16 protein-coding genes and 4 tRNA genes are annotated in these 18,135 nt (G+C 57.4%); 15 read left to right on the top strand and 5 right to left on the bottom strand.

Annotated features, from left to right (window positions below; genetic code table 11):
- The first annotated feature begins 1 nt into the window (after position 1).
- From wzxE to ABIC80_RS22790, 9 genes are all read left to right on the top strand, one after another.
- Positions 2-1,252, top strand: a complete 1,251-nt coding sequence (wzxE, locus tag ABIC80_RS22830; protein ID WP_429178641.1) for a lipid III flippase WzxE — start codon at positions 2-4, stop codon at positions 1,250-1,252.
- Entirely contained in the window at positions 1,249-2,328 is a 1,080-nt protein-coding gene (locus tag ABIC80_RS22825) for a TDP-N-acetylfucosamine:lipid II N-acetylfucosaminyltransferase (protein ID WP_429178639.1), read from the top strand. Before wzxE ends, ABIC80_RS22825 begins: the two co-directional genes overlap by 4 nt.
- Entirely contained in the window at positions 2,325-3,677 is a 1,353-nt protein-coding gene (gene wzyE, locus ABIC80_RS22820) for an ECA oligosaccharide polymerase (RefSeq protein WP_042714906.1), read from the top strand. The genes ABIC80_RS22825 and wzyE overlap by 4 nt, the downstream gene beginning before the upstream one ends.
- 11 nt (positions 3,678-3,688) lie before the next feature.
- On the top strand, positions 3,689-4,429 hold the full coding sequence (wecG, locus tag ABIC80_RS22815) for a lipopolysaccharide N-acetylmannosaminouronosyltransferase (protein WP_076770425.1): 741 nt from the start codon (positions 3,689-3,691) through the stop codon (positions 4,427-4,429).
- 256 nt (positions 4,430-4,685) lie between these two features.
- A complete protein-coding gene (thrP, locus tag ABIC80_RS22810) occupies positions 4,686-6,071 on the top strand; it encodes a bifunctional threonine/serine APC transporter ThrP (protein ID WP_200135334.1) in 1,386 nt (461 codons plus the stop codon).
- A 103-nt stretch (positions 6,072-6,174) separates the two neighbouring features.
- Positions 6,175-6,251, top strand: a tRNA-Arg gene (locus ABIC80_RS22805).
- Between the two features lie 69 nt (positions 6,252-6,320).
- Positions 6,321-6,396, top strand: a tRNA-His gene (locus ABIC80_RS22800).
- Between the two features lie 30 nt (positions 6,397-6,426).
- Positions 6,427-6,513, top strand: a tRNA-Leu gene (locus ABIC80_RS22795).
- A gap of 39 nt (positions 6,514-6,552) precedes the next feature.
- A tRNA-Pro gene (locus tag ABIC80_RS22790) sits at positions 6,553-6,629 on the top strand.
- Between the two features lie 578 nt (positions 6,630-7,207).
- Here the strand turns inward: ABIC80_RS22790 and hemY are convergent.
- The 4 genes from hemY to hemC are packed head-to-tail and all read right to left on the bottom strand — an operon-like array spanning position 7,208 to position 11,270.
- A complete protein-coding gene (gene hemY / locus ABIC80_RS22785) occupies positions 7,208-8,404 on the bottom strand; it encodes a protoheme IX biogenesis protein HemY (protein WP_042713026.1) in 1,197 nt (398 codons plus the stop codon).
- Positions 8,405-8,406: 2 nt separating this feature from the next.
- The gene (hemX, locus tag ABIC80_RS22780) at positions 8,407-9,570 is read right to left on the bottom strand and encodes a uroporphyrinogen-III C-methyltransferase (RefSeq protein ID WP_200580782.1); all 1,164 of its coding nucleotides are present in this window, start codon (positions 9,568-9,570) and stop codon (positions 8,407-8,409) included.
- Between the two features lie 21 nt (positions 9,571-9,591).
- Complete coding sequence (gene hemD, locus ABIC80_RS22775; RefSeq protein WP_413312396.1) at positions 9,592-10,332, bottom strand: uroporphyrinogen-III synthase; 741 nt, start codon at positions 10,330-10,332, stop codon at positions 9,592-9,594.
- Positions 10,329-11,270, bottom strand: coding sequence for a hydroxymethylbilane synthase (gene hemC, locus ABIC80_RS22770; protein ID WP_429178637.1), 942 nt, complete (start codon positions 11,268-11,270; stop codon positions 10,329-10,331). The genes hemD and hemC overlap by 4 nt, the downstream gene beginning before the upstream one ends.
- 357 nt (positions 11,271-11,627) lie before the next feature.
- Between hemC and cyaA the strand changes: the two genes are divergently transcribed.
- Positions 11,628-14,171 carry a class I adenylate cyclase gene (gene cyaA / locus ABIC80_RS22765; protein WP_023479540.1) on the top strand — a complete coding sequence of 848 codons (2,544 nt, stop codon included), beginning with the start codon at positions 11,628-11,630 and terminating at the stop codon, positions 14,169-14,171.
- A gap of 31 nt (positions 14,172-14,202) precedes the next feature.
- Here the strand turns inward: cyaA and cyaY are convergent, their stop codons facing one another.
- Entirely contained in the window at positions 14,203-14,523 is a 321-nt protein-coding gene (cyaY, locus tag ABIC80_RS22760) for an iron donor protein CyaY (RefSeq protein ID WP_200135337.1), read from the bottom strand.
- Positions 14,524-14,659: 136 nt separating this feature from the next.
- Between cyaY and lptM the strand changes: the two genes are divergently transcribed.
- The 5 genes from lptM to yigB are packed head-to-tail and all read left to right on the top strand — an operon-like array spanning position 14,660 to position 18,043.
- Positions 14,660-14,863, top strand: coding sequence for an LPS translocon maturation chaperone LptM (gene lptM / locus ABIC80_RS22755; RefSeq protein ID WP_042714296.1), 204 nt, complete (start codon positions 14,660-14,662; stop codon positions 14,861-14,863).
- Positions 14,864-14,899: 36 nt separating this feature from the next.
- A complete protein-coding gene (dapF, locus tag ABIC80_RS22750) occupies positions 14,900-15,724 on the top strand; it encodes a diaminopimelate epimerase (protein WP_023479551.1) in 825 nt (274 codons plus the stop codon).
- Positions 15,721-16,428: a DUF484 domain-containing protein gene (locus ABIC80_RS22745; protein ID WP_042714298.1), complete on the top strand. Its 708-nt coding sequence runs from the start codon at positions 15,721-15,723 to the stop codon at positions 16,426-16,428. Before dapF ends, ABIC80_RS22745 begins: the two co-directional genes overlap by 4 nt.
- The gene (gene xerC, locus ABIC80_RS22740; RefSeq protein ID WP_124970845.1) at positions 16,425-17,327 is read left to right on the top strand and encodes a tyrosine recombinase XerC; all 903 of its coding nucleotides are present in this window, start codon (positions 16,425-16,427) and stop codon (positions 17,325-17,327) included. Before ABIC80_RS22745 ends, xerC begins: the two co-directional genes overlap by 4 nt.
- Complete coding sequence (gene yigB / locus ABIC80_RS22735; RefSeq protein WP_094419070.1) at positions 17,327-18,043, top strand: 5-amino-6-(5-phospho-D-ribitylamino)uracil phosphatase YigB; 717 nt, start codon at positions 17,327-17,329, stop codon at positions 18,041-18,043. Before xerC ends, yigB begins: the two co-directional genes overlap by 1 nt.
- The last annotated feature ends 92 nt before the right edge of the window (positions 18,044-18,135 follow it).

The following is an 18,135-nucleotide window of genomic DNA, read 5'->3' as shown; positions in this document are numbered from 1 at the left end:
TATGTCACTGGCAAAAGCATCGCTCTGGACTGCCGCAAGCACGCTGGTCAAAATCGGCGCGGGACTGCTGGTGGTCAAACTGCTGGCGATGGCGTTCGGGCCATCCGGCGTCGGACAGGCGGGTAACTTTCGCCAGCTGATTACCGTGCTTGGCGTGCTGGCGGGCGCGGGGATTTTTAATGGCGTCACTAAGTTTGTGGCGCAGTCGCATGACGATCCCGCGCATTTGCGCGTGGTTGTCGGCACCTCATCGGCGATGGTGCTCGGCTTCTCAACCCTGCTGGCGCTGCTGTTCCTGCTCGCTGCCGCGCCCATCAGCCAGGGGCTGTTTGGTCATACCCACTATCAGGGGCTTGTGCGCTTAGTTGCGCTGGTACAGATGGGCATCGCCTGGGCCAACCTGCTGCTGGCGGTAATGAAAGGGTTCCGCGATGCGGCGGGGAATGCGCTGTCGCTGATTATCGGCAGCCTCATTGGCGTGCTGGCCTGGTATCTCTGTTACCGCATTGGCGGCTATCAGGGTGCGCTGCTGGGGCTGGCGCTGGTGCCTGCGCTGGTGGTGATCCCGGCGATGGCGATGCTGCTGAGAAGCAAAGCGATATCGCTGCGTTTCTTTAGGCCGCAGTGGGATCGTGTGCTGGCAGGTCAACTGGGTAAATTTACCCTGATGGCGCTCATCACCTCATTTACGATGCCGTTGGCTTACGTGATGATGCGAAACCAACTTGCTGCCCACTACAGCTGGGATGACGTGGGGATTTGGCAGGGGGTAAGCACGATATCGGATGCTTACCTGCAGTTTATTACCGCCTCGTTTAGCGTCTATCTGTTACCGACGTTGTCGCGGCTGGTGACAAAGCAGGAGATCTCGCGTGAAATCGGCAGGTCACTGCGCTTTGTGCTGCCCGCCGTGGCGGCGGTGAGTCTCGGCGTCTGGCTGCTGCGCGATGTGGCGATCTGGCTGCTCTTTTCCGAGAAGTTTATCGCCATGCGCGATCTCTTCGCCTGGCAGCTGGTCGGGGATGTATTGAAAGTGGGGGCTTACGTCTTTGGCTATTTAGTCATCGCGAAGGCCTCGCTGCGATTCTATATACTGGCTGAGATAAGCCAGTTTGCGTTGCTGACGCTCTTCGCGCGCTGGCTTATTCCGGCGCACGGCGCGGCGGGCGCGGCGCAGGCCTACATGGCCACCTACATTATCTATTTCGCTGTTTGTTGCGGCGTTTTTTTGATTTGGCGTAAAAAGGCATGACTGCACTGATTCACATACTGGGATCGGATATCCCACACCATAACCAGACTGTGCTGCGCTTCTTTAACGACCATCTTGCGGCATCGGGAGAGTATGCCCGCGAGTTTATGGTTGTCGGGCGCGACGAGTCGCAGCGGGCGCGCTATCCCGCGCTGACGCTGCATTTTTATCCCGACAAAAAGAGTCTGGCAAAAGCGGTCATCGCGCGGGCGAAAGCGCAACGTCAGCAGCGCTTCTTCTTCCACGGCCAGTTTAATTTCGATCTCTGGCTGGCGCTGCTGCAAGGCGCTATCAAGCGCGAGCAGTTCTACTGGCACGCCTGGGGCGCCGATCTGTATGAAGTCTCCCGCAGCCTGAAATTCCGTCTCTTTTATCCGCTGCGCCGTTTAGCGCAGCGTCGCGTAGGCCGTATCTTTGCGACCCGCGGCGATCTGGCGTGGTTTGCCGAACGTAACCCTAAAGTGCCTGGTGAACTGCTCTACTTCCCAACACGTATGGATCCGGCGCTGAACAACATGGCGGATGAACGCCCGCAGACGGGCAAGCTGACGATTCTGGTCGGCAACTCCGGCGATGCGAGTAATGAGCATATTGCCGCCCTGCAGGCGATCCACCGTCAGTTTGGCGATACGGTCAATATCATTTTGCCGATGGGCTATCCGGCGAATAACGAGGCTTATATCGCCGCAGTACGCAGCGCCGGGCTGGCGCTCTTCAGCGCTGACAACCTGCGCATTCTCGATGAGAAAATGGATTTTGATGCCTATCTCGGGCTGCTCGCGCAGTGCGATCTGGGCTATTTCATTTTTGCCCGCCAGCAGGGGATCGGTACGATGTGTCTGCTGATTCAGGCGGGCGTGCCCTGTGTGCTGAACAGGGAAAACCCTTTCTGGCGCGATATGGTGGCGGAAGGCATTCCCGTTCTCTTTACCGGCGATGCGCTGGATGAGGCGGTGATTCGTGAGGCCCGCCGCCAGCTGTTAGCGGTGGATAAAAACGCCATCGCCTTTTTCAGCCCACATTACGAAACGCTGTGGCACAACGCGCTCCTTAACGCTGCGGGGATCAACGGATGAGCCCACTCGAATTTTGCGGACTGTTTGTTATCTGGTTGCTGGCGACGCTGTTTATCGGCACGCTAACCTGGTTCGAATTTCGCCGCGTACGTTTTAACTTTAACGTCTTCTTCTCGCTGCTCTTTTTGCTGACCTTCTTCTTCGGTTTTCCGCTGACCAGCGTGCTGGTGTTCCGCTTCAACGTTGGCGTTGCGCCGCCGGATATCCTGATGCAGACGCTGCTGGCGGCGGCCTGCTTCTATGGCATCTACTATGTGACCTATAAAACGCGGCTGCGCGCCTCGTCGTCGCTTACGCCGCGGCGTCCGCTCTTTACTATTAACCGGGTAGAGGCGCATCTGACGTGGGTGATCCTGATGGTCATCGCGCTGGTGAGCGTTGGCATCTTCTTTATGCACAACGGGTTTTTACTCTTCCGTCTGCACTCCTATAGCCAGATTTTCTCCAGCGAAGTCTCCGGCGTAGCGCTGAAGCGCTTCTTCTATTTCTTTATTCCGGCGATGCTGGTGGTCTACTTCCTGCGCCAGAATGCCCAGACCTGGCTCTTCTTTTTGGTCAGCACCGTGGCGTTTGGCCTGCTGACCTACATGATTGTTGGCGGTACGCGCGCCAATATCATCATTGCCTTCGCCATCTTCCTGTTTATCGGCATTATTCGCGGCTGGATCTCGTTGTGGATGCTGGCGGCGGCGGGCGTGCTCGGTATTGTTGGCATGTTCTGGCTGGCGCTGAAACGCTACGGGCTGGATGTGCGCGGTGATGAAGCGTTTTACACCTTCCTCTATCTGACGCGCGATACCTTCTCGCCGTGGGAAAACCTCGCGCTGCTGCTGCAAAACTACGACAAGATTGAGTTTCAGGGGCTGGCGCCAATTGTGCGCGACTTCTACGTCTTTATCCCCACCTGGCTGTGGCCATCGCGCCCGGGTGTTGTGCTTAACACCGCGAACTACTTTACTTGGGAAGTGCTGAATAACCACTCAGGGCTGGCGATTTCGCCAACGCTGATTGGCTCTTTAGTGGTGATGGGCGGCGCGTGGTTTATTCCGCTGGGTGCGGCAGCGGTGGGGCTTATTATCAAATGGTTCGACTGGGTTTATGCCCTGGGCAACCGGGAAACGAACCGCTACAAGGCGGCGATCCTGCACAGCTTCTGCTTCGGGGCGATCTTCAACATGATTGTGCTGGCGCGTGAAGGGCTGGATGCGTTCGCCTCTCGTGTGGTCTTTTTCCTCGCCGTTTTCGCTTTCTGCCTGCTGGCGGCGAAACTGCTGTACTGGCTATTCGATAGCGCCGGGTTGATACAGCGTCGCGGCGCGCGCGCGGTCAAGCCGCTCTCCCAGTTGTAAAAGGATCAAACATGACGGATAAGACGGCGGCACCGCTGTATGATCTGCGCGGCCTGAAGTTGATTGGCTGGCGCGATATGCCCCACGCGCTGGATCATCTCTTCGGTGACGGGCGCGTAGAGCAGGGCACGCTGGTGGCAATCAATGCCGAAAAAATGCTGACGCTGGAAGATGATGCCGAGGTTCGCGCGCTGATTGAGGCGGCGGAGTTTAAATACGCCGATGGCATCAGCGTCGTGCGCTCAATACGCAAAAAGTTTCCGCAGGCGCAGGTCTCCCGCGTGGCGGGTGCCGATTTGTGGGAAGCGTTAATGGCGCGGGCAGGGGAGACGGGCACGCCGGTCTTCCTGGTGGGCGGTAAGCCGGACGTGCTGGCGCAAACCGTGCAGAAACTGCGTGACCAGTGGCAGGTGAATGTTGTGGGTTGCCAGGATGGCTACTTCAAACCCGAGCAGCGCGAGGCGCTGTTTGCAGCCATTCGCGACAGCGGGGCGAAGATCGTCACCGTGGCGATGGGCTCGCCGCGGCAGGAGATTTTTATGCGTGACTGTCGCCTTGTCTGTCCGGATGCGCTCTATATGGGCGTCGGCGGCACTTACGATGTCTTTACCGGACATGTTAAGCGCGCACCGAAATTCTGGCAGAACCTCGGCCTTGAGTGGCTATACCGTCTGCTGTCGCAGCCTTCGCGCCTGAAACGCCAGCTCCGTCTGCTGCGTTATTTACGCTGGCACTACAGCGGAAAACTCTGAACCCCTCCGGCGGCGCAATGCGCTGCCTTTCCCTCTCTGGCTGCTCTTTTATTGTGCGCTACCAGGATTTTTTATACACATCGTTTGCCATTTCCGTCGATTTAAGAAACCATTCGCTCTCTCATTGCAGCGCCGCGCTGATTTTGCGCCCTCCCTTTCGCGGGGCGGAGCAGTATCGCCTGCGATGAGATGAGGGAAACTCATAACAATAACCCGCGATGCGGGCGAAGCAAGAAGCAAATACAACAGAGGATTTATGGCCGAAAAACAACCCGAACTTCAGCGTGGGCTGGAGTCTCGTCACATTGAATTAATTGCCCTTGGCGGCACCATCGGCGTTGGCCTGTTTATGGGCGCTGCCAGCACCCTGAAGTGGGCTGGCCCGTCAGTTCTGCTGGCCTATATTATTGCCGGACTTTTCGTCTTCTTTATTATGCGTTCGATGGGCGAAATGCTCTTCCTTGAACCGGTCGCCGGGTCGTTCGCCGTCTACGCTCATCGTTACATGAGCCCCTTCTTTGGTTATCTCACCGCCTGGTCCTACTGGTTTATGTGGATGGCGGTAGGGATTTCGGAAATCACCGCCATTGGCGTCTATGTCCAGTTCTGGTTCCCGGATCTCGCCCAGTGGATACCAGCCCTGATTGCCGTTGGGCTGGTAGCGCTGGCGAACCTCGCGGCGGTGCGCCTGTATGGCGAGATTGAGTTCTGGTTTGCGATGATCAAAGTCACCACCATCATTGTGATGATCATCGTGGGCCTGGGCGTGATTTTCTTCGGCTTTGGCAATGGCGGTCACTCCATCGGCTTTAGCAATCTCACCGAGCATGGCGGCTTCTTCGCCGGCGGCTGGAAAGGGTTCCTCACCGCGCTCTGTATTGTTGTCGCCTCGTATCAGGGCGTTGAGCTGATTGGTATTACCGCGGGTGAAGCGAAAAACCCGCAGGTGACGCTGCGCAGTGCGGTAAGCAAGGTGCTGTGGCGCATCCTGATTTTCTATGTCGGCGCAATCTTCGTTATCGTCACTATCTTCCCGTGGAATGAAATTGGTACCAACGGCAGCCCGTTCGTCCTGACCTTCGCGAAAATCGGTATTACCGCGGCGGCAGGTATTATCAACTTTGTTGTGCTGACGGCGGCGCTCTCCGGCTGTAACAGCGGCATGTACAGCTGTGGCCGTATGCTCTATGCACTGGCGAAGAACCGCCAGTTACCGGCAGCGGTTGCCAACGTCTCGAAAAACGGCGTGCCGGCGGTGGGGGTGACTATCTCGATTATCATCCTGCTCATCGGTTCATGCCTGAACTACATCATTCCTAACCCGCAGCGCGTGTTTGTCTATGTCTATAGCGCCAGCGTGTTGCCGGGCATGGTGCCGTGGTTCGTGATCCTGATTAGCCAGCTGCGTTTTCGCAAGGTTCACAAAGAGGCGATTGCCAGCCATCCGTTCCGCTCGATGCTGTTCCCGTGGGCGAACTGGCTCACCATGGCCTTCCTCGTCTGCGTGCTGATTGGCATGGGATTCAATGAAGACACCCGTATGTCGCTGTTTGTCGGCGTGATCTTCCTGGCTGCCGTGACGCTGGTATATAAGCTATTTGGCTTCGATCGCCGTGCGGCAACGCCCCGGATGGGTGAATAAGAGACAAAGTGCGCAAAGCATAACCAAACGCGCATTTTTCTTCAAAAAAGCACTAGACAGCTGCCCCCGAAGTCCGTACTATCCACCCCCGCAACGGCGCTACGCGCCCGTAGCTCAGCTGGATAGAGCGCTGCCCTCCGGAGGCAGAGGTCTCAGGTTCGAATCCTGTCGGGCGCGCCATTTTAACCCGGCGCTTGAGCTGCGGTGGTTCGTGAATTATCACGATACCGCGTGAACAGATTTACAGTGGTGGCTATAGCTCAGTTGGTAGAGCCCTGGATTGTGATTCCAGTTGTCGTGGGTTCGAGTCCCATTAGCCACCCCATTATTTAGCAGTAAAAAGTTTCGTGGCGATGCGAAGGTGGCGGAATTGGTAGACGCGCTAGCTTCAGGTGTTAGTGTCCTTACGGACGTGGGGGTTCAAGTCCCCCCCCTCGCACCACAACTTTGATTGAACAAAAAAGTCAAAAAGCAGTAAAAACGGCGAGTAGCGCAGCTTGGTAGCGCAACTGGTTTGGGACCAGTGGGTCGGAGGTTCGAATCCTCTCTCGCCGACCAATTTTGAACCCCGCGTAAGCGGGGTTTTTTGTTTTCTGCGGTTCAGGTTTTCCTCATTTTCTCCCTGTTGCTCTTCAGCGACATTCTCATCAGGCGCTGTCGCCTATCAGCTACATGTAACCTATTGATTAAAAACCCTTTACCCAAAATGGCGTAGATATGTCGTCCCATAGCGACACATTGTGTCTGCACAGAAGCGTGTGAAGGCGCTCACTGCCCGCCAGCAGCCTGAATATAGAGGTTTATTAAAAGGTTGCGCGATATAACGTTTATTAATGCAGGGTTGGCACGCTATGTGCAATAATACTGGCGTAGATGCTCATTCCATCTCTTATGTTCGCCTTCTGGCCTCATAAACCCAGGAATGACGCAGAGCCGTTTTATGGTGCTTATCGTCCACCGAGAGATGTCGCTTCGGCCTCATCAAACACCATGGGCATAACGTTGAGTGAAGCACCCATTAGTTGTCAAAGACCTGTTTTAACGCCTGTCAGTGTATGCTGACAGGCGTTTTTTTATGGCGGGAGAAAGGAGAGGCTTCGCGCCACAGATAAACACTGTAACGCGAAGGGAAGGGCTTAAGCGGGCGGATTGTTCTGCAGCGTTAACAGCAGGCCATCGCGACGCATTGTTGCGGCCTCTTCAGGCTGGCGCAGGCGGTCGAGACAGTCTGCGAGCCAGGCGTAATCAAACGCATCCGGGCGCTGTTTCAGCGCAGCGCGGAATGCAATCGTCGCTTCCTGCCACTCACCATGTTTCATCAGCGACTGACCGAGCGTGCTCCACAGCAGCGGGCGATCGCCCTGCGTTTTGATCTGCTGGCGCAGCACTTTTTCAACCTGTTCCGGGTTATTAGTCTTCAGACGCGGGATCACCAGCACCAGACGATCGTCATACTGCCGCTTCAGGCCGTCGAGAATGATCTCCTGCGCGGTGTCATGATCGTCACACTCAATTAAGTGCTCCGCCATTGCCACCTGCAGCGCCACCTGATGACGCGTTTTACGGCTCTGATTCTTCCACCAGCCCTTCAGACCATCGCTGCCCTGATCGGCACGCGCCTGATCCATAATGCCGATCCACGCCTGCTGTTGCAGCATGTCGCGGTGCTCTTCATCGCCAACGTTAGCTTTCGCCATCGAAGGAATGATATCGAGCAGCGACGTCCACGCACCGGTGCGAATATAGGCCTGTTCCGCCAGACGCAGCACTTCCGGGTGGCGCGGCGCGATCTCCAGCAGTTTATCGACGCCGTGACGCGCAGCATGGTTCTCATTGCGCGCCAGTTGCAGACGAACGCGGGTGATCTCGACCGGAATCGGGTCATTCTCTGCCAGTTCGGCAGCGCGCTGGAGGTGCTGGTTAGCGCGCATTTCATCGCCGCGCTGCTGGGCGGCTTCCGCTGCCAGCAGATAGTTAACCAGCGGTTGTTCCGCGTGATCGGCATTTTTCGACATCAGCTTCTCAACCTGCTGATAATCGCCTTCCGCCAGCTTCAGCAACGCCTGTTCTGTCTGCTTGCGCGCGCGACGGCGCTTACGACCCATAAACCAGCCGCGGGTATGCGCGCCGGTACGGAAGATCCGACGCAGCAGCCACTCCAGGGCAAAGAAGACCACCAGCGTCAGCACCAGCATGATCGCCAGACCCGTGACGCTGGTTTCAATGTTGTAGTTATCCGTCTGGATCAGCACATAACCCTGATGCCCGGCGAGCATCGGGCCCAGCACGATCCCGGCGAGAAGCAGTGCAAAGAGCAATAATACTTTCAGCATGATTATTCTCCCTGCGCTGCATCGGCGGGCGCGGCGGGCGCCTGTTCAGACGGCACAGCGGGCTGCGCGAGCAGGTTGCGCACGCGGGTCTGCATCAATTTTTCCAGAATCGGCTGGCTCTGGAGCGATTCGGGCAGCTCCATGGCGATAGATTGCTGGCCGAGCTTATCCACCTCTTCGAGAAACGCTTTGGTGGCCGCATCGTCCGTATCGTAGTAGGCGCGAACCCACGTCGACACGTTATCCAGCGCCTGTTTATAGGTCTCTTCCTGATGACGCGGAACGGCCTGCGCCGCGACCAGCAGGCGCGAGCGGATGTTCTCACGCAGATAGACATCCTGATTCGGCGCTAACAGCGGCACGGCGGTTTCATCGCGGCGGCGAATGGTAATAAAGCTGTCCATAAAGTTGCGCCAGCTTTTTTGCAGGTTAACGCGCCACTCGCTGATGGAGCTTGAGAGCTCGCCGCTGTCGGAATCCATCGGCGAATCATCGTCGTTATTGTCGGCGAGTCGCAGGTTATCGATCTGGTTGGAGAGCTGGTTCAGCTTGAGAATGGCCCCGTCATAATCGACCTGCGTCACGGAGGAGAGACTGGCGATATCGTCGGTGATGGCACGACGTGCAGTAATCAGGCTCGGATCGTTCATATCCGCAAGACTTGCGTCAGCGCTTTTCAGCAGCGCGGCCGCGGTGGTGACATCCTGATCGCTCCACAGCTTACGGCCCGCCAGTTTGACGAGGAAATCAGCCTGCGCCAGCTGCCAGGTTTTGGCATCGGAGCCGGAGATGGTCGCGACTTTCTGCTGAACTTCATCAAGCTGCTTCGCCAGCGCTTCGCTTTGGCGTTTTTCTGCCGCCAGCGCATCAGCCTGCTGTTTAATCACCCCTTCCAGCTCAGTACGCTGCTTATCCTGCGTCTGTTGTAGCGCGATCAGCTGGTCGGCGATTTCGCCATTGCTGGTCTGCAGGGTTTTATTTTGATGCTTCACCCAGCCATAAAGCCCGGCGCCCGATGCCAGCGCAATAGCGATGGCGATCGCGCTTAGCGCGAGGCTGGTCCTGTTAGCGCGTCTCTTCTTCTCTGCTTTCTCCGGCAGCGGCGTTACGCCGTCAGCCGCTTTGGTCTCTTCAACCACGGCGGAGGAGTTTTCGTGTTCCGTCATTATGGCTTCCCATTATGAGAGTTATTGTAATGCGCGAAGCAGCGCATCGTTGTCGGCATTGTCAGCGACCTGAATCTCTTGCCAGCCCAGTTCCCGGGCAAGGTTCGCCAGACGTTCGCTTACCACCACCAGGCGGCAGCGAAGTAACCAGTTCTCCCGATACCAGGGAGGAATAAGTGAAAAAAGTTGCTGCAGCATTTCGCCGCTGGTGACCACCAGCGTTGAGACACCCCGCGTATGCCAGCGCATTGCTTCTTCTGCACCGTCATAAAATTTTGCACTGCGTTGATAACACTCGCAAAATTCAACATTCGCGCCGCGCTCAGTTAACGTTTCCGCCAACAGCTCGCGTCCGCCATTGCCCCGTAAGATTAGCGCATGCTTGCCCTGAACATCTTGCAATTCAGGTAATTGTAGCAACACTTCGCTGATTTCCCGGTCGTGAGGGTAGCGCACATCGATACCGCTTACCGTATGCAGCGCGAGCGCAGTGGTCCGCCCAATGGCAAACCAGGCCGGTTCCGTCGGGAAGGAGAGGCCAGCCTGCTGCAAATGGGCATGCGCGAAGGAGACAGCGTGCTGCGACAGCACAAACGCAAGGTCATTCGCGCCGAGCCTGGCAAGCTTACCGGGTAATAAAGGCAGCTCACGACCCGGCGTGAATTCAATCAACGGAAAGCTCCAGGCCACCAAACCCAGTGTGCGCAGTCGGCTCACTAACTCTTCCCCGGAGGGAGAGGGACGGGTGACCAGGATACTCATGCGGGGGCTTCTCCGTTGTAAATATCAGCAAGAATGGCGCGCGCGCCGTTATCCAGCAGCTCTTCGGCCAGCGAAATACCCATTTTTACTGCATCTTCCGGTTGGCCACGACGCTCGCCGCGTATCATCGTCGAACCATCCGGCGCGCCAACCAGCCCGCGCAACCAGAGTTCGCCGTTAATCAATTCAGCATAGCTGCCGATTGGCACCTGGCAGCCGCCTTCAAGACGGGTGTTCATCGCCCGCTCGGCTTTAACGCGGATTGCGGTCTCATCATGATTCAGCGGCTGCAGCAGCGCGCGGGTGCGCGCATCGTCAAGACGGCACTCAACGCCTACCGCGCCCTGGCCGACGGCCGGGAGTGAGATTTCCGGCGGCAGCGCCCAGCGTACGCGATCGCTAAGACCCAGGCGGTTAAGACCGGCGACGGCGAGGATAATCGCATCGTATTCGCCGTTATCGAGCTTGCTCAGGCGGGTGCCAACGTTGCCGCGCAGCGAGCGGATCACCAGATCGGGGCGCAGCGCAGCCAGCTGACACTGGCGACGTAAACTTGAGGTGCCGACAATACTGCCTGCGGGCAGTTCGTCCAGAGACGTATAACGGTTAGAGACAAAGGCGTCGCGCGGATCGTCGCGTTCGCAAATCGTCACCAGACCAAGTCCATCGGGAAAGTCGACCGGGACATCTTTCATTGAGTGCACGGCGATGTCGGCGTGGTTGTCGAGCAGCGCCCGTTCAAGCTCTTTGACGAACAGGCCTTTGCCACCCACTTTCGCCAGCGGCGTATCGAGGATCACATCGCCGCGCGTGACCATCGGCACCAGCTCAACGGCTAACCCCGGATGGCTCGCTTCAAGGCGCGCTTTTACATAATGTGCCTGCCAGAGCGCAAGCGGGCTTTGCCGTGTGGCAATTCTTAAAACATTGTCTACCATGCTTGATACCGTCAATTTCGTCCGTTGACCATCCTAACACTGTTGCATTAGGGTGTCAGTGTTCACGGTCGATTGCGGGTCTCGCGCCGCGCAACAGGCGCAGCGCGGGATGTAATTCGGAATTTACAGAGTGCGTTTAATGCTAAACTGGTTTGTAGCGCATCTTTCTTTACGGTCAATGAGCAAGGTGTTAGATTGATCACGTTTTAGACCATTTTTTCGTCTGTCCTCCCATAACGATAACGACGAAAAAAGGGCAACGGCTACTTTTGGATTTTCTGTCTACGCACCCCTTTTCAAGCTGCGGCCTACAAAACATCAGCATGAAGGTGTGTATAAAACATCAGGCGATATGTCTTGTACCTCTATATTGAGACGCTGAAACAGCGACTGGATGCCATTAATCAACTGCGTGTGGATCGCGCGCTTGCTGCCATGGGCCCTGCTTTTCAGCAGGTTTACAGTCTGCTGCCGACATTACTGCACTATCACCATCCGCTGATGCCTGGCTACCTTGACGGTAACGTTCCCAATGGCATTTGCCTCTACACGCCTGATGAAAACCAACTCCACTACCTGAACGAACTTGAGCTGAACCGTGGCCTGCCTGCGCAGGATGCGCCGACCGGCGAGCTGCCGATCACCGGCGTCTACTCCATGGGCAGCACCTCTTCGGTTGGGCAGAGCTGCTCTTCCGATCTCGATATCTGGGTCTGCCACCAATCCTGGCTCGATAACGACGAGCGCCAGCTGTTACAGCGTAAATGCAGCCTGCTGGAGAGCTGGGCGGCTTCCCTTGGCGTGGAAGTGAGCTTCTTCCTGATTGATGAGAACCGCTTCCGCCATAATGAAAGCGGCAGCCTCGGCGGCGAAGATTGCGGCTCAACGCAGCACATTTTACTGCTCGATGAGTTCTACCGCACCGCCGTGCGCCTGGCAGGTAAACGTATTCTTTGGAATATGGTGCCGGGCGACGAAGAGGAGAATTACGACGATTACGTCATGACGCTCTACGCGCAGGGCGTGCTGACCCCGAACGAGTGGCTCGATCTGGGCGGCTTAAGCTCGCTCTCGGCGGAAGAGTATTTCGGTGCCAGCCTGTGGCAGCTCTATAAGAGTATCGACTCGCCCTATAAAGCGGTGCTGAAAACCCTGCTGCTCGAAGCCTACTCCTGGGAATATCCGAATACCCGCCTGCTGGCGAAAGATATCAAACAGCGCCTGCACGATGGTGAGATCGTCTCCTTCGGTCTCGATCACTACTGCATGATGCTTGAGCGCGTCACCCACTATCTGGAAGCGATTGAGGATCCGACGCGTCTTGACCTGGTACGTCGATGTTTCTACTTAAAAGTGTGTGAAAAACTGAGCCGCGAACGCGCCTGCGTCGGCTGGCGCCGCGAAGTGATCACGCAGTTAGTGAAAGAGTGGGGCTGGGACGAAGCGCGCCTCGCAATGCTTGATAACCGCGCTAACTGGAAAATCGATCAGGTGCGCGAAGCGCACAATGAGCTGCTTGATGCGATGATGCAGAGCTACCGTAACCTGATCCGCTTTGCCCGCCGTAATAATCTGAGCGTCTCCGCCAGCCCGCAGGATATCGGGGTCTTAACCCGTAAACTCTACGCGGCGTTTGAAGCGCTGCCGGGCAAAGTGACGCTGGTGAACCCGCAGATTTCACCGGATCTCTCCGAACCGAACTTAACCTTTATTCATGTGCCGCCGGGCCGCGCCAACCGTACCGGTTGGTATCTCTACAACCGTGCGCCGAACATGGACTCCATCGTCAGCCATCAGCCGCTGGAGTATAACCGCTACCTGAATAAGCTGGTCGCCTGGGCGTGGTTCAATGGCCTGCTGACATCGCGTACGCGCCTGTTTATTAAGGGCAACGGCATTGTCGATCTGCCGAAGCTGCAGGAGATGGTTGCTGATGTCTCGCACCACTTCCCGCTGCGCCTGCCTGCGCCGACGCCGAAAGCGCTCTACAGCCCGTGCGAAATCCGCCATCTGGCGATTATCGTCAACCTGGAGTACGACCCGACCGCGGCGTTCCGTAACCAGGTGGTGCACTTTGATTTCCGTAAGCTTGATGTCTTCAGCTTCGGCGAGCAGCAAAACTGCCTCGTTGGCAGCGTCGATCTGCTCTACCGCAACTCGTGGAACGAAGTGCGTACTCTGCACTTCAACGGCGAGCAGGCGATGATTGAAGCGCTGAAAACCATCCTCGGCAAAATGCACCAGGATGCCGCGCCGCCGGATAGCGTCGAAGTGTTCTGTTATAGCCAGCATCTGCGTGGCCTGATCCGCACCCGCGTGCAGCAGTTGGTCTCTGAATGTATCGAGCTGCGTCTCTCGACGACGCGTCACGAAACCGGGCGCTTTAAAGCGCTGCGCGTGGCGGGGCAAACCTGGGGCTTGTTCTTCGAGCGCGTGAATGTTTCGGTGCAGAAGCTGGAAAACGCTATCGAGTTTTACGGTGCCATCTCCCACAACAAGCTGCACGGTTTGTCGGTGCAGGTGGAGACCAACCACGTCGAGTTACCGGCGGTGGTGGATGGTTTTGCCAGCGAAGGGATTATTCAGTTCTTCTTTGAAGAGGCGGGGGAAGAGGGCTTTAACATCTATATTCTGGATGAGAGCAACCGCGCCGAAGTGTATCACCACTGCGAAGGCAGCAAAGAGGAGCTGGTGCGCGACGTAAGCCGCTTCTTCTCCTCTTCCCACGATCGTTTTACCTACGGCTCAAGCTTTATCAACTTCAACCTGCCGCAGTTCTACCAGATTGTGAATGTTGAAGGGCGTGCGCAGGTGATACCGTTCCGCAACCAGGCGATCAGCACCGCATCGCCAGCCAATCAGGATAACGCCGCACCGCTGTTGCAGCAGTACTTCTCCTGATATTGCTGCCCGGTCTCCCGGGCAGTGGGTCTTAGCGGAAAGTGACGCTTTCGCCTGCTTGCTGGCTTGCCGCCTGCTCCAGCAGATCCCAGAAGGTTTCGCCGCTGCGATCGCAGACCCACTCATCCCCTTTGAGATTGAAATGGTAACCGCCCTGTTTTGTCGCCAGCCACACCTGGTGCAGCGGCTCCTGACGGTTAATAATGATTTTACTGCCGTTCTCAAAGCTGAGGGTTAATACGCCGCCGTTGATTTCACAGTCGATATCGCTATCGCCGTCCCAGTCATCCAGGCGTTCTTCGATGGTGAGCCACAGGCCGTCGGCGAGGCGATGAAATTCTGAATCGTTCATTCTGCTTTCCTGTTTTTTATGATGGCCGCAGTATAACGCGAAACATTTCCCGTTGCCCTAAACGTGCAAACTCTTGCTTTTGTGTCTTCTCCTGCGATGATAGAGCGCAGTAAGAATCAACTCACAGGCAACGATAATGAAAGATCTGTTTCGCACGCTGGCCGTAGTGCTGACTCTGTTCAGCCTGACGGGCTGTGGTCTGAAAGGGCCGCTCTACTTCCCTCCGGCCGATAAAACCGCGCCGCCGCCAACCAAAACGCAGGAGAGCACGATCCAGCCTACTATTCCAAATAGTAACGATCGGGGCGATACCGGCTCGCCGACCCAGGTGAATTATTGACGTTACCGCTCTGTACCCGCGTAAATGGAGTAGATAATGCAGTTCTCAAAGATGCATGGCCTTGGCAACGATTTTATGGTCGTCGACGCGGTGACGCAGAATCTCTTTTTCTCCCCGGAGTTGATCCGTCGTCTGGCGGATCGCCATCTTGGCGTAGGCTTCGATCAGCTGCTGGTGGTTGAGCCTCCTTACGATCCAGAACTCGATTTTCACTACCGTATTTTTAACGCTGACGGCAGCGAAGTGTCGCAGTGCGGCAACGGCGCGCGCTGTTTCGCCCGTTTTGTGCGCCTGAAAGGTTTGACCAATAAACGTGACATTCGCGTCAGTACGGCGAACGGGCGTATGGTATTGAGCGTAACGGAAGATGAGCTGGTGCGCGTTAATATGGGCGAACCGAACTTCGAACCGTCGCAGGTGCCGTTTCGCGCGAACAAAGCTGAGAAGACCTATATTATGCGCGCGGCGGAACAAACCGTGCTCTGCGGCGTCGTATCGATGGGCAACCCGCACTGTGTTATTCAGGTCGATAGCGTGGAAAACGCGCCGGTAGAGACGCTGGGACCGGTGCTGGAGAGCCATGAGCGCTTTCCTGAACGCGCCAATATCGGCTTTATGCAGGTCGTCAAAACCGATCATATCCGCCTGCGCGTTTTCGAGCGCGGCGCAGGTGAAACGCAGGCGTGCGGAAGCGGTGCCTGCGCAGCCGTTGCCGTCGGCATTCAGCAAGGCTTGCTGGCGGAAAGCGTTCGTGTGGAGTTACCGGGCGGTCGACTTGATATCGCCTGGAAAGGCCCGGGCCAACCGCTGTACATGACTGGCCCGGCGGCACATGTCTATGACGGGTTTATTCATCTATGAAGCAACCAGGGGAAGAATTGCAGGAGACGCTGACGGAGCTGGAAGATCAGACCGTTGCCGACTATTTGGTGCGCCATCCTGACTTCTTTATCCGTAACGCGCGGCTGGTGGAACAGATGCGCGTGCCGCATGCGGTGCGCGACACGGTTTCTCTGGTGGAGTGGCATATGGCGCGCTCGCGCAACCACATCAACGCGCTGGAAGAGAACATGACGCTGCTGATGGAGCAGGCGAGCGCCAACGAAGGGCTCTTTTATCGCCTGCTGCGTCTGCAAAGCCGGCTGGCTTCCGCGCCAAGCCTTGATGAGATGCTGAACCGCCTGCACCGCTGGGCGCGTGATTTAGGGCTGGCAGGGGCCACGGTGCGCCTCTTTCCGGATCGCTGGCGTCTCGGCGCACCGTCGCGCTACACCCATCTCTCCCTCTCGCGTCAGGCGTTTGAGCCACTGCGCATTCAGCGCCTTGGTCACCAGCATCACTATCTGGGATCGCTCAACGGGCCGGAGCTGTTGCTGCTGTTGCCGGAAGCGAAAGCCATCGGTTCAGTGGCGATGTCGCTGATGGGGCAAGATGGCTCGCTCGGCGTGGTGCTGTTCAGCAGCCGCGATCCGCACCATTATCAACATGGTCAGGGTACCCAGCTGCTGGAGGAGATCGCGCAGATGCTGCCGGATCTGCTTGAGCGCTGGATCGCGCGCGCATGACCGCTTCGCCGCTCTTCCCGCTCGTTACCCGCTTTTTGCGTTACCTCGGCGTTGAGCGCCAGCTCAGCCCGATCACCCTGCGTAACTATCAGCGCCAGCTGGACGCCATTATGGCGATGGCGGACGATCTCGGCCTCAAAAGCTGGCAACAGTGCGATGCGGCTACGGTGCGCTCAATTGCCACCCGCAGCCGCCGCAAAGGGCTGGGCGCGGCGAGTCTCGCGCTACGGCTCTCGGCACTGCGCAGCTTCTTCGACTGGCTAGTGAGCCAGGGCGAGCTGCCCGCCAACCCGGCGAAAGGGATCTCGGCACCGAAAGCCGCGCGCCATCTGCCGAAAAATATCGATGTCGATGATGTAAACCGTCTGCTGGAGATCGACATTAACGATCCGCTGGCGGTGCGCGACCGCGCGATGCTGGAAGTGATGTACGGCGCGGGCCTGCGTCTGTCGGAACTGGTCAATCTCGATATCAAACACCTCGATCTGGAGAGCGGCGAAGTGTGGGTGCTCGGCAAGGGCAGTAAAGAGCGCCGCGTGCCGATAGGCCGCAACGCGGTGAGCTGGGTTGAGCACTGGCTCGATCTGCGCGAATTGTTTGGCGCGCAGGACGATGCGCTGTTCCTCTCAAAGCTCGGCAAGCGCATCTCGGCGCGCAACGTGCAGAAACGGTTTGCCGAATGGGGCATTAAGCAGGGGCTGAACAGCCATGTTCATCCGCATAAACTGCGCCACTCCTTTGCCACTCATATGCTGGAGTCGAGCGGCGATCTGCGCGGCGTGCAGGAGCTGCTCGGGCACGCCAATTTATCCACCACCCAGATCTATACCCATCTTGATTTTCAACACCTTGCTTCGGTCTACGATGCGGCGCATCCGCGCGCAAAACGGGGGAAATAATGCGTTTTTACCGCCCACCAGGCGAGATCTCGGCGATCACTTTCGACCTGGACGACACCCTTTATGACAACCGGCTGGTGATCCAGCGTACAGAGCAGGAGTCGCTGGCCTTTTTGCAGGGCTACCACCCGGCGCTCAGCACGCTGGAGAACAGCGAGTTCAAGCGTCTGCGCCAGGCGCTGCGCGAAACCGAGCCGGATATCTATCACGATGTCACCGAGTGGCGGCGACGTGCCGTTGAGCGCGCTATGCTCGATGCCGGGCTGACGGCAGCAGAGGCCGCGGCCGGTGCCGAAGCCGCCATGGCCAACTTTGCGCACTGGCGCAGCCGCATTGATGTCCCGGACGAGACCCACGACACGCTGGCGAAGCTGGCAGAAAAGTGGCCGCTGGTGGCGATCACTAACGGTAATGCGCAGCCGGAGCTATTCGGGCTCGGCGACTATTTCAAATTTGTTCTGCGTGCCGGGCCGGACGGGCGTTCGAAACCCTTTAGCGATATGTATCACCGCGCCGCTGAGCGTCTTGGCGTGCCCATTGGCAACATTTTGCACGTTGGCGACGATCTCACCACCGACGTTGCGGGCGCGATCCGCTGCGGCATGCAGGCCTGCTGGATCAAACCCGAGGGCGCAGATCTGCTGCAAGCCAGCGACAGCCGGCTGTTGCCACATATGGAAATTTCGCGGTTGGCATCCCTCACTACGCTGATATAATCACCCATTGTTCTGTATAAAATACCAGGGTTTTGGTGGCGGGCGCGGCGCGAATACGCCCACGCAAACCGGACCCTGGTACGCGAAGCGCC

Origin of the sequence: Kosakonia sp. 1610 (assembly GCF_050435845.1) — a bacterium.
Taxonomy (GTDB): domain Bacteria; phylum Pseudomonadota; class Gammaproteobacteria; order Enterobacterales; family Enterobacteriaceae; genus Kosakonia; species Kosakonia cowanii.
Note: the sequence above shows the minus strand (reverse complement) of the source record. Positions and strands in the feature narration are given on the sequence as shown.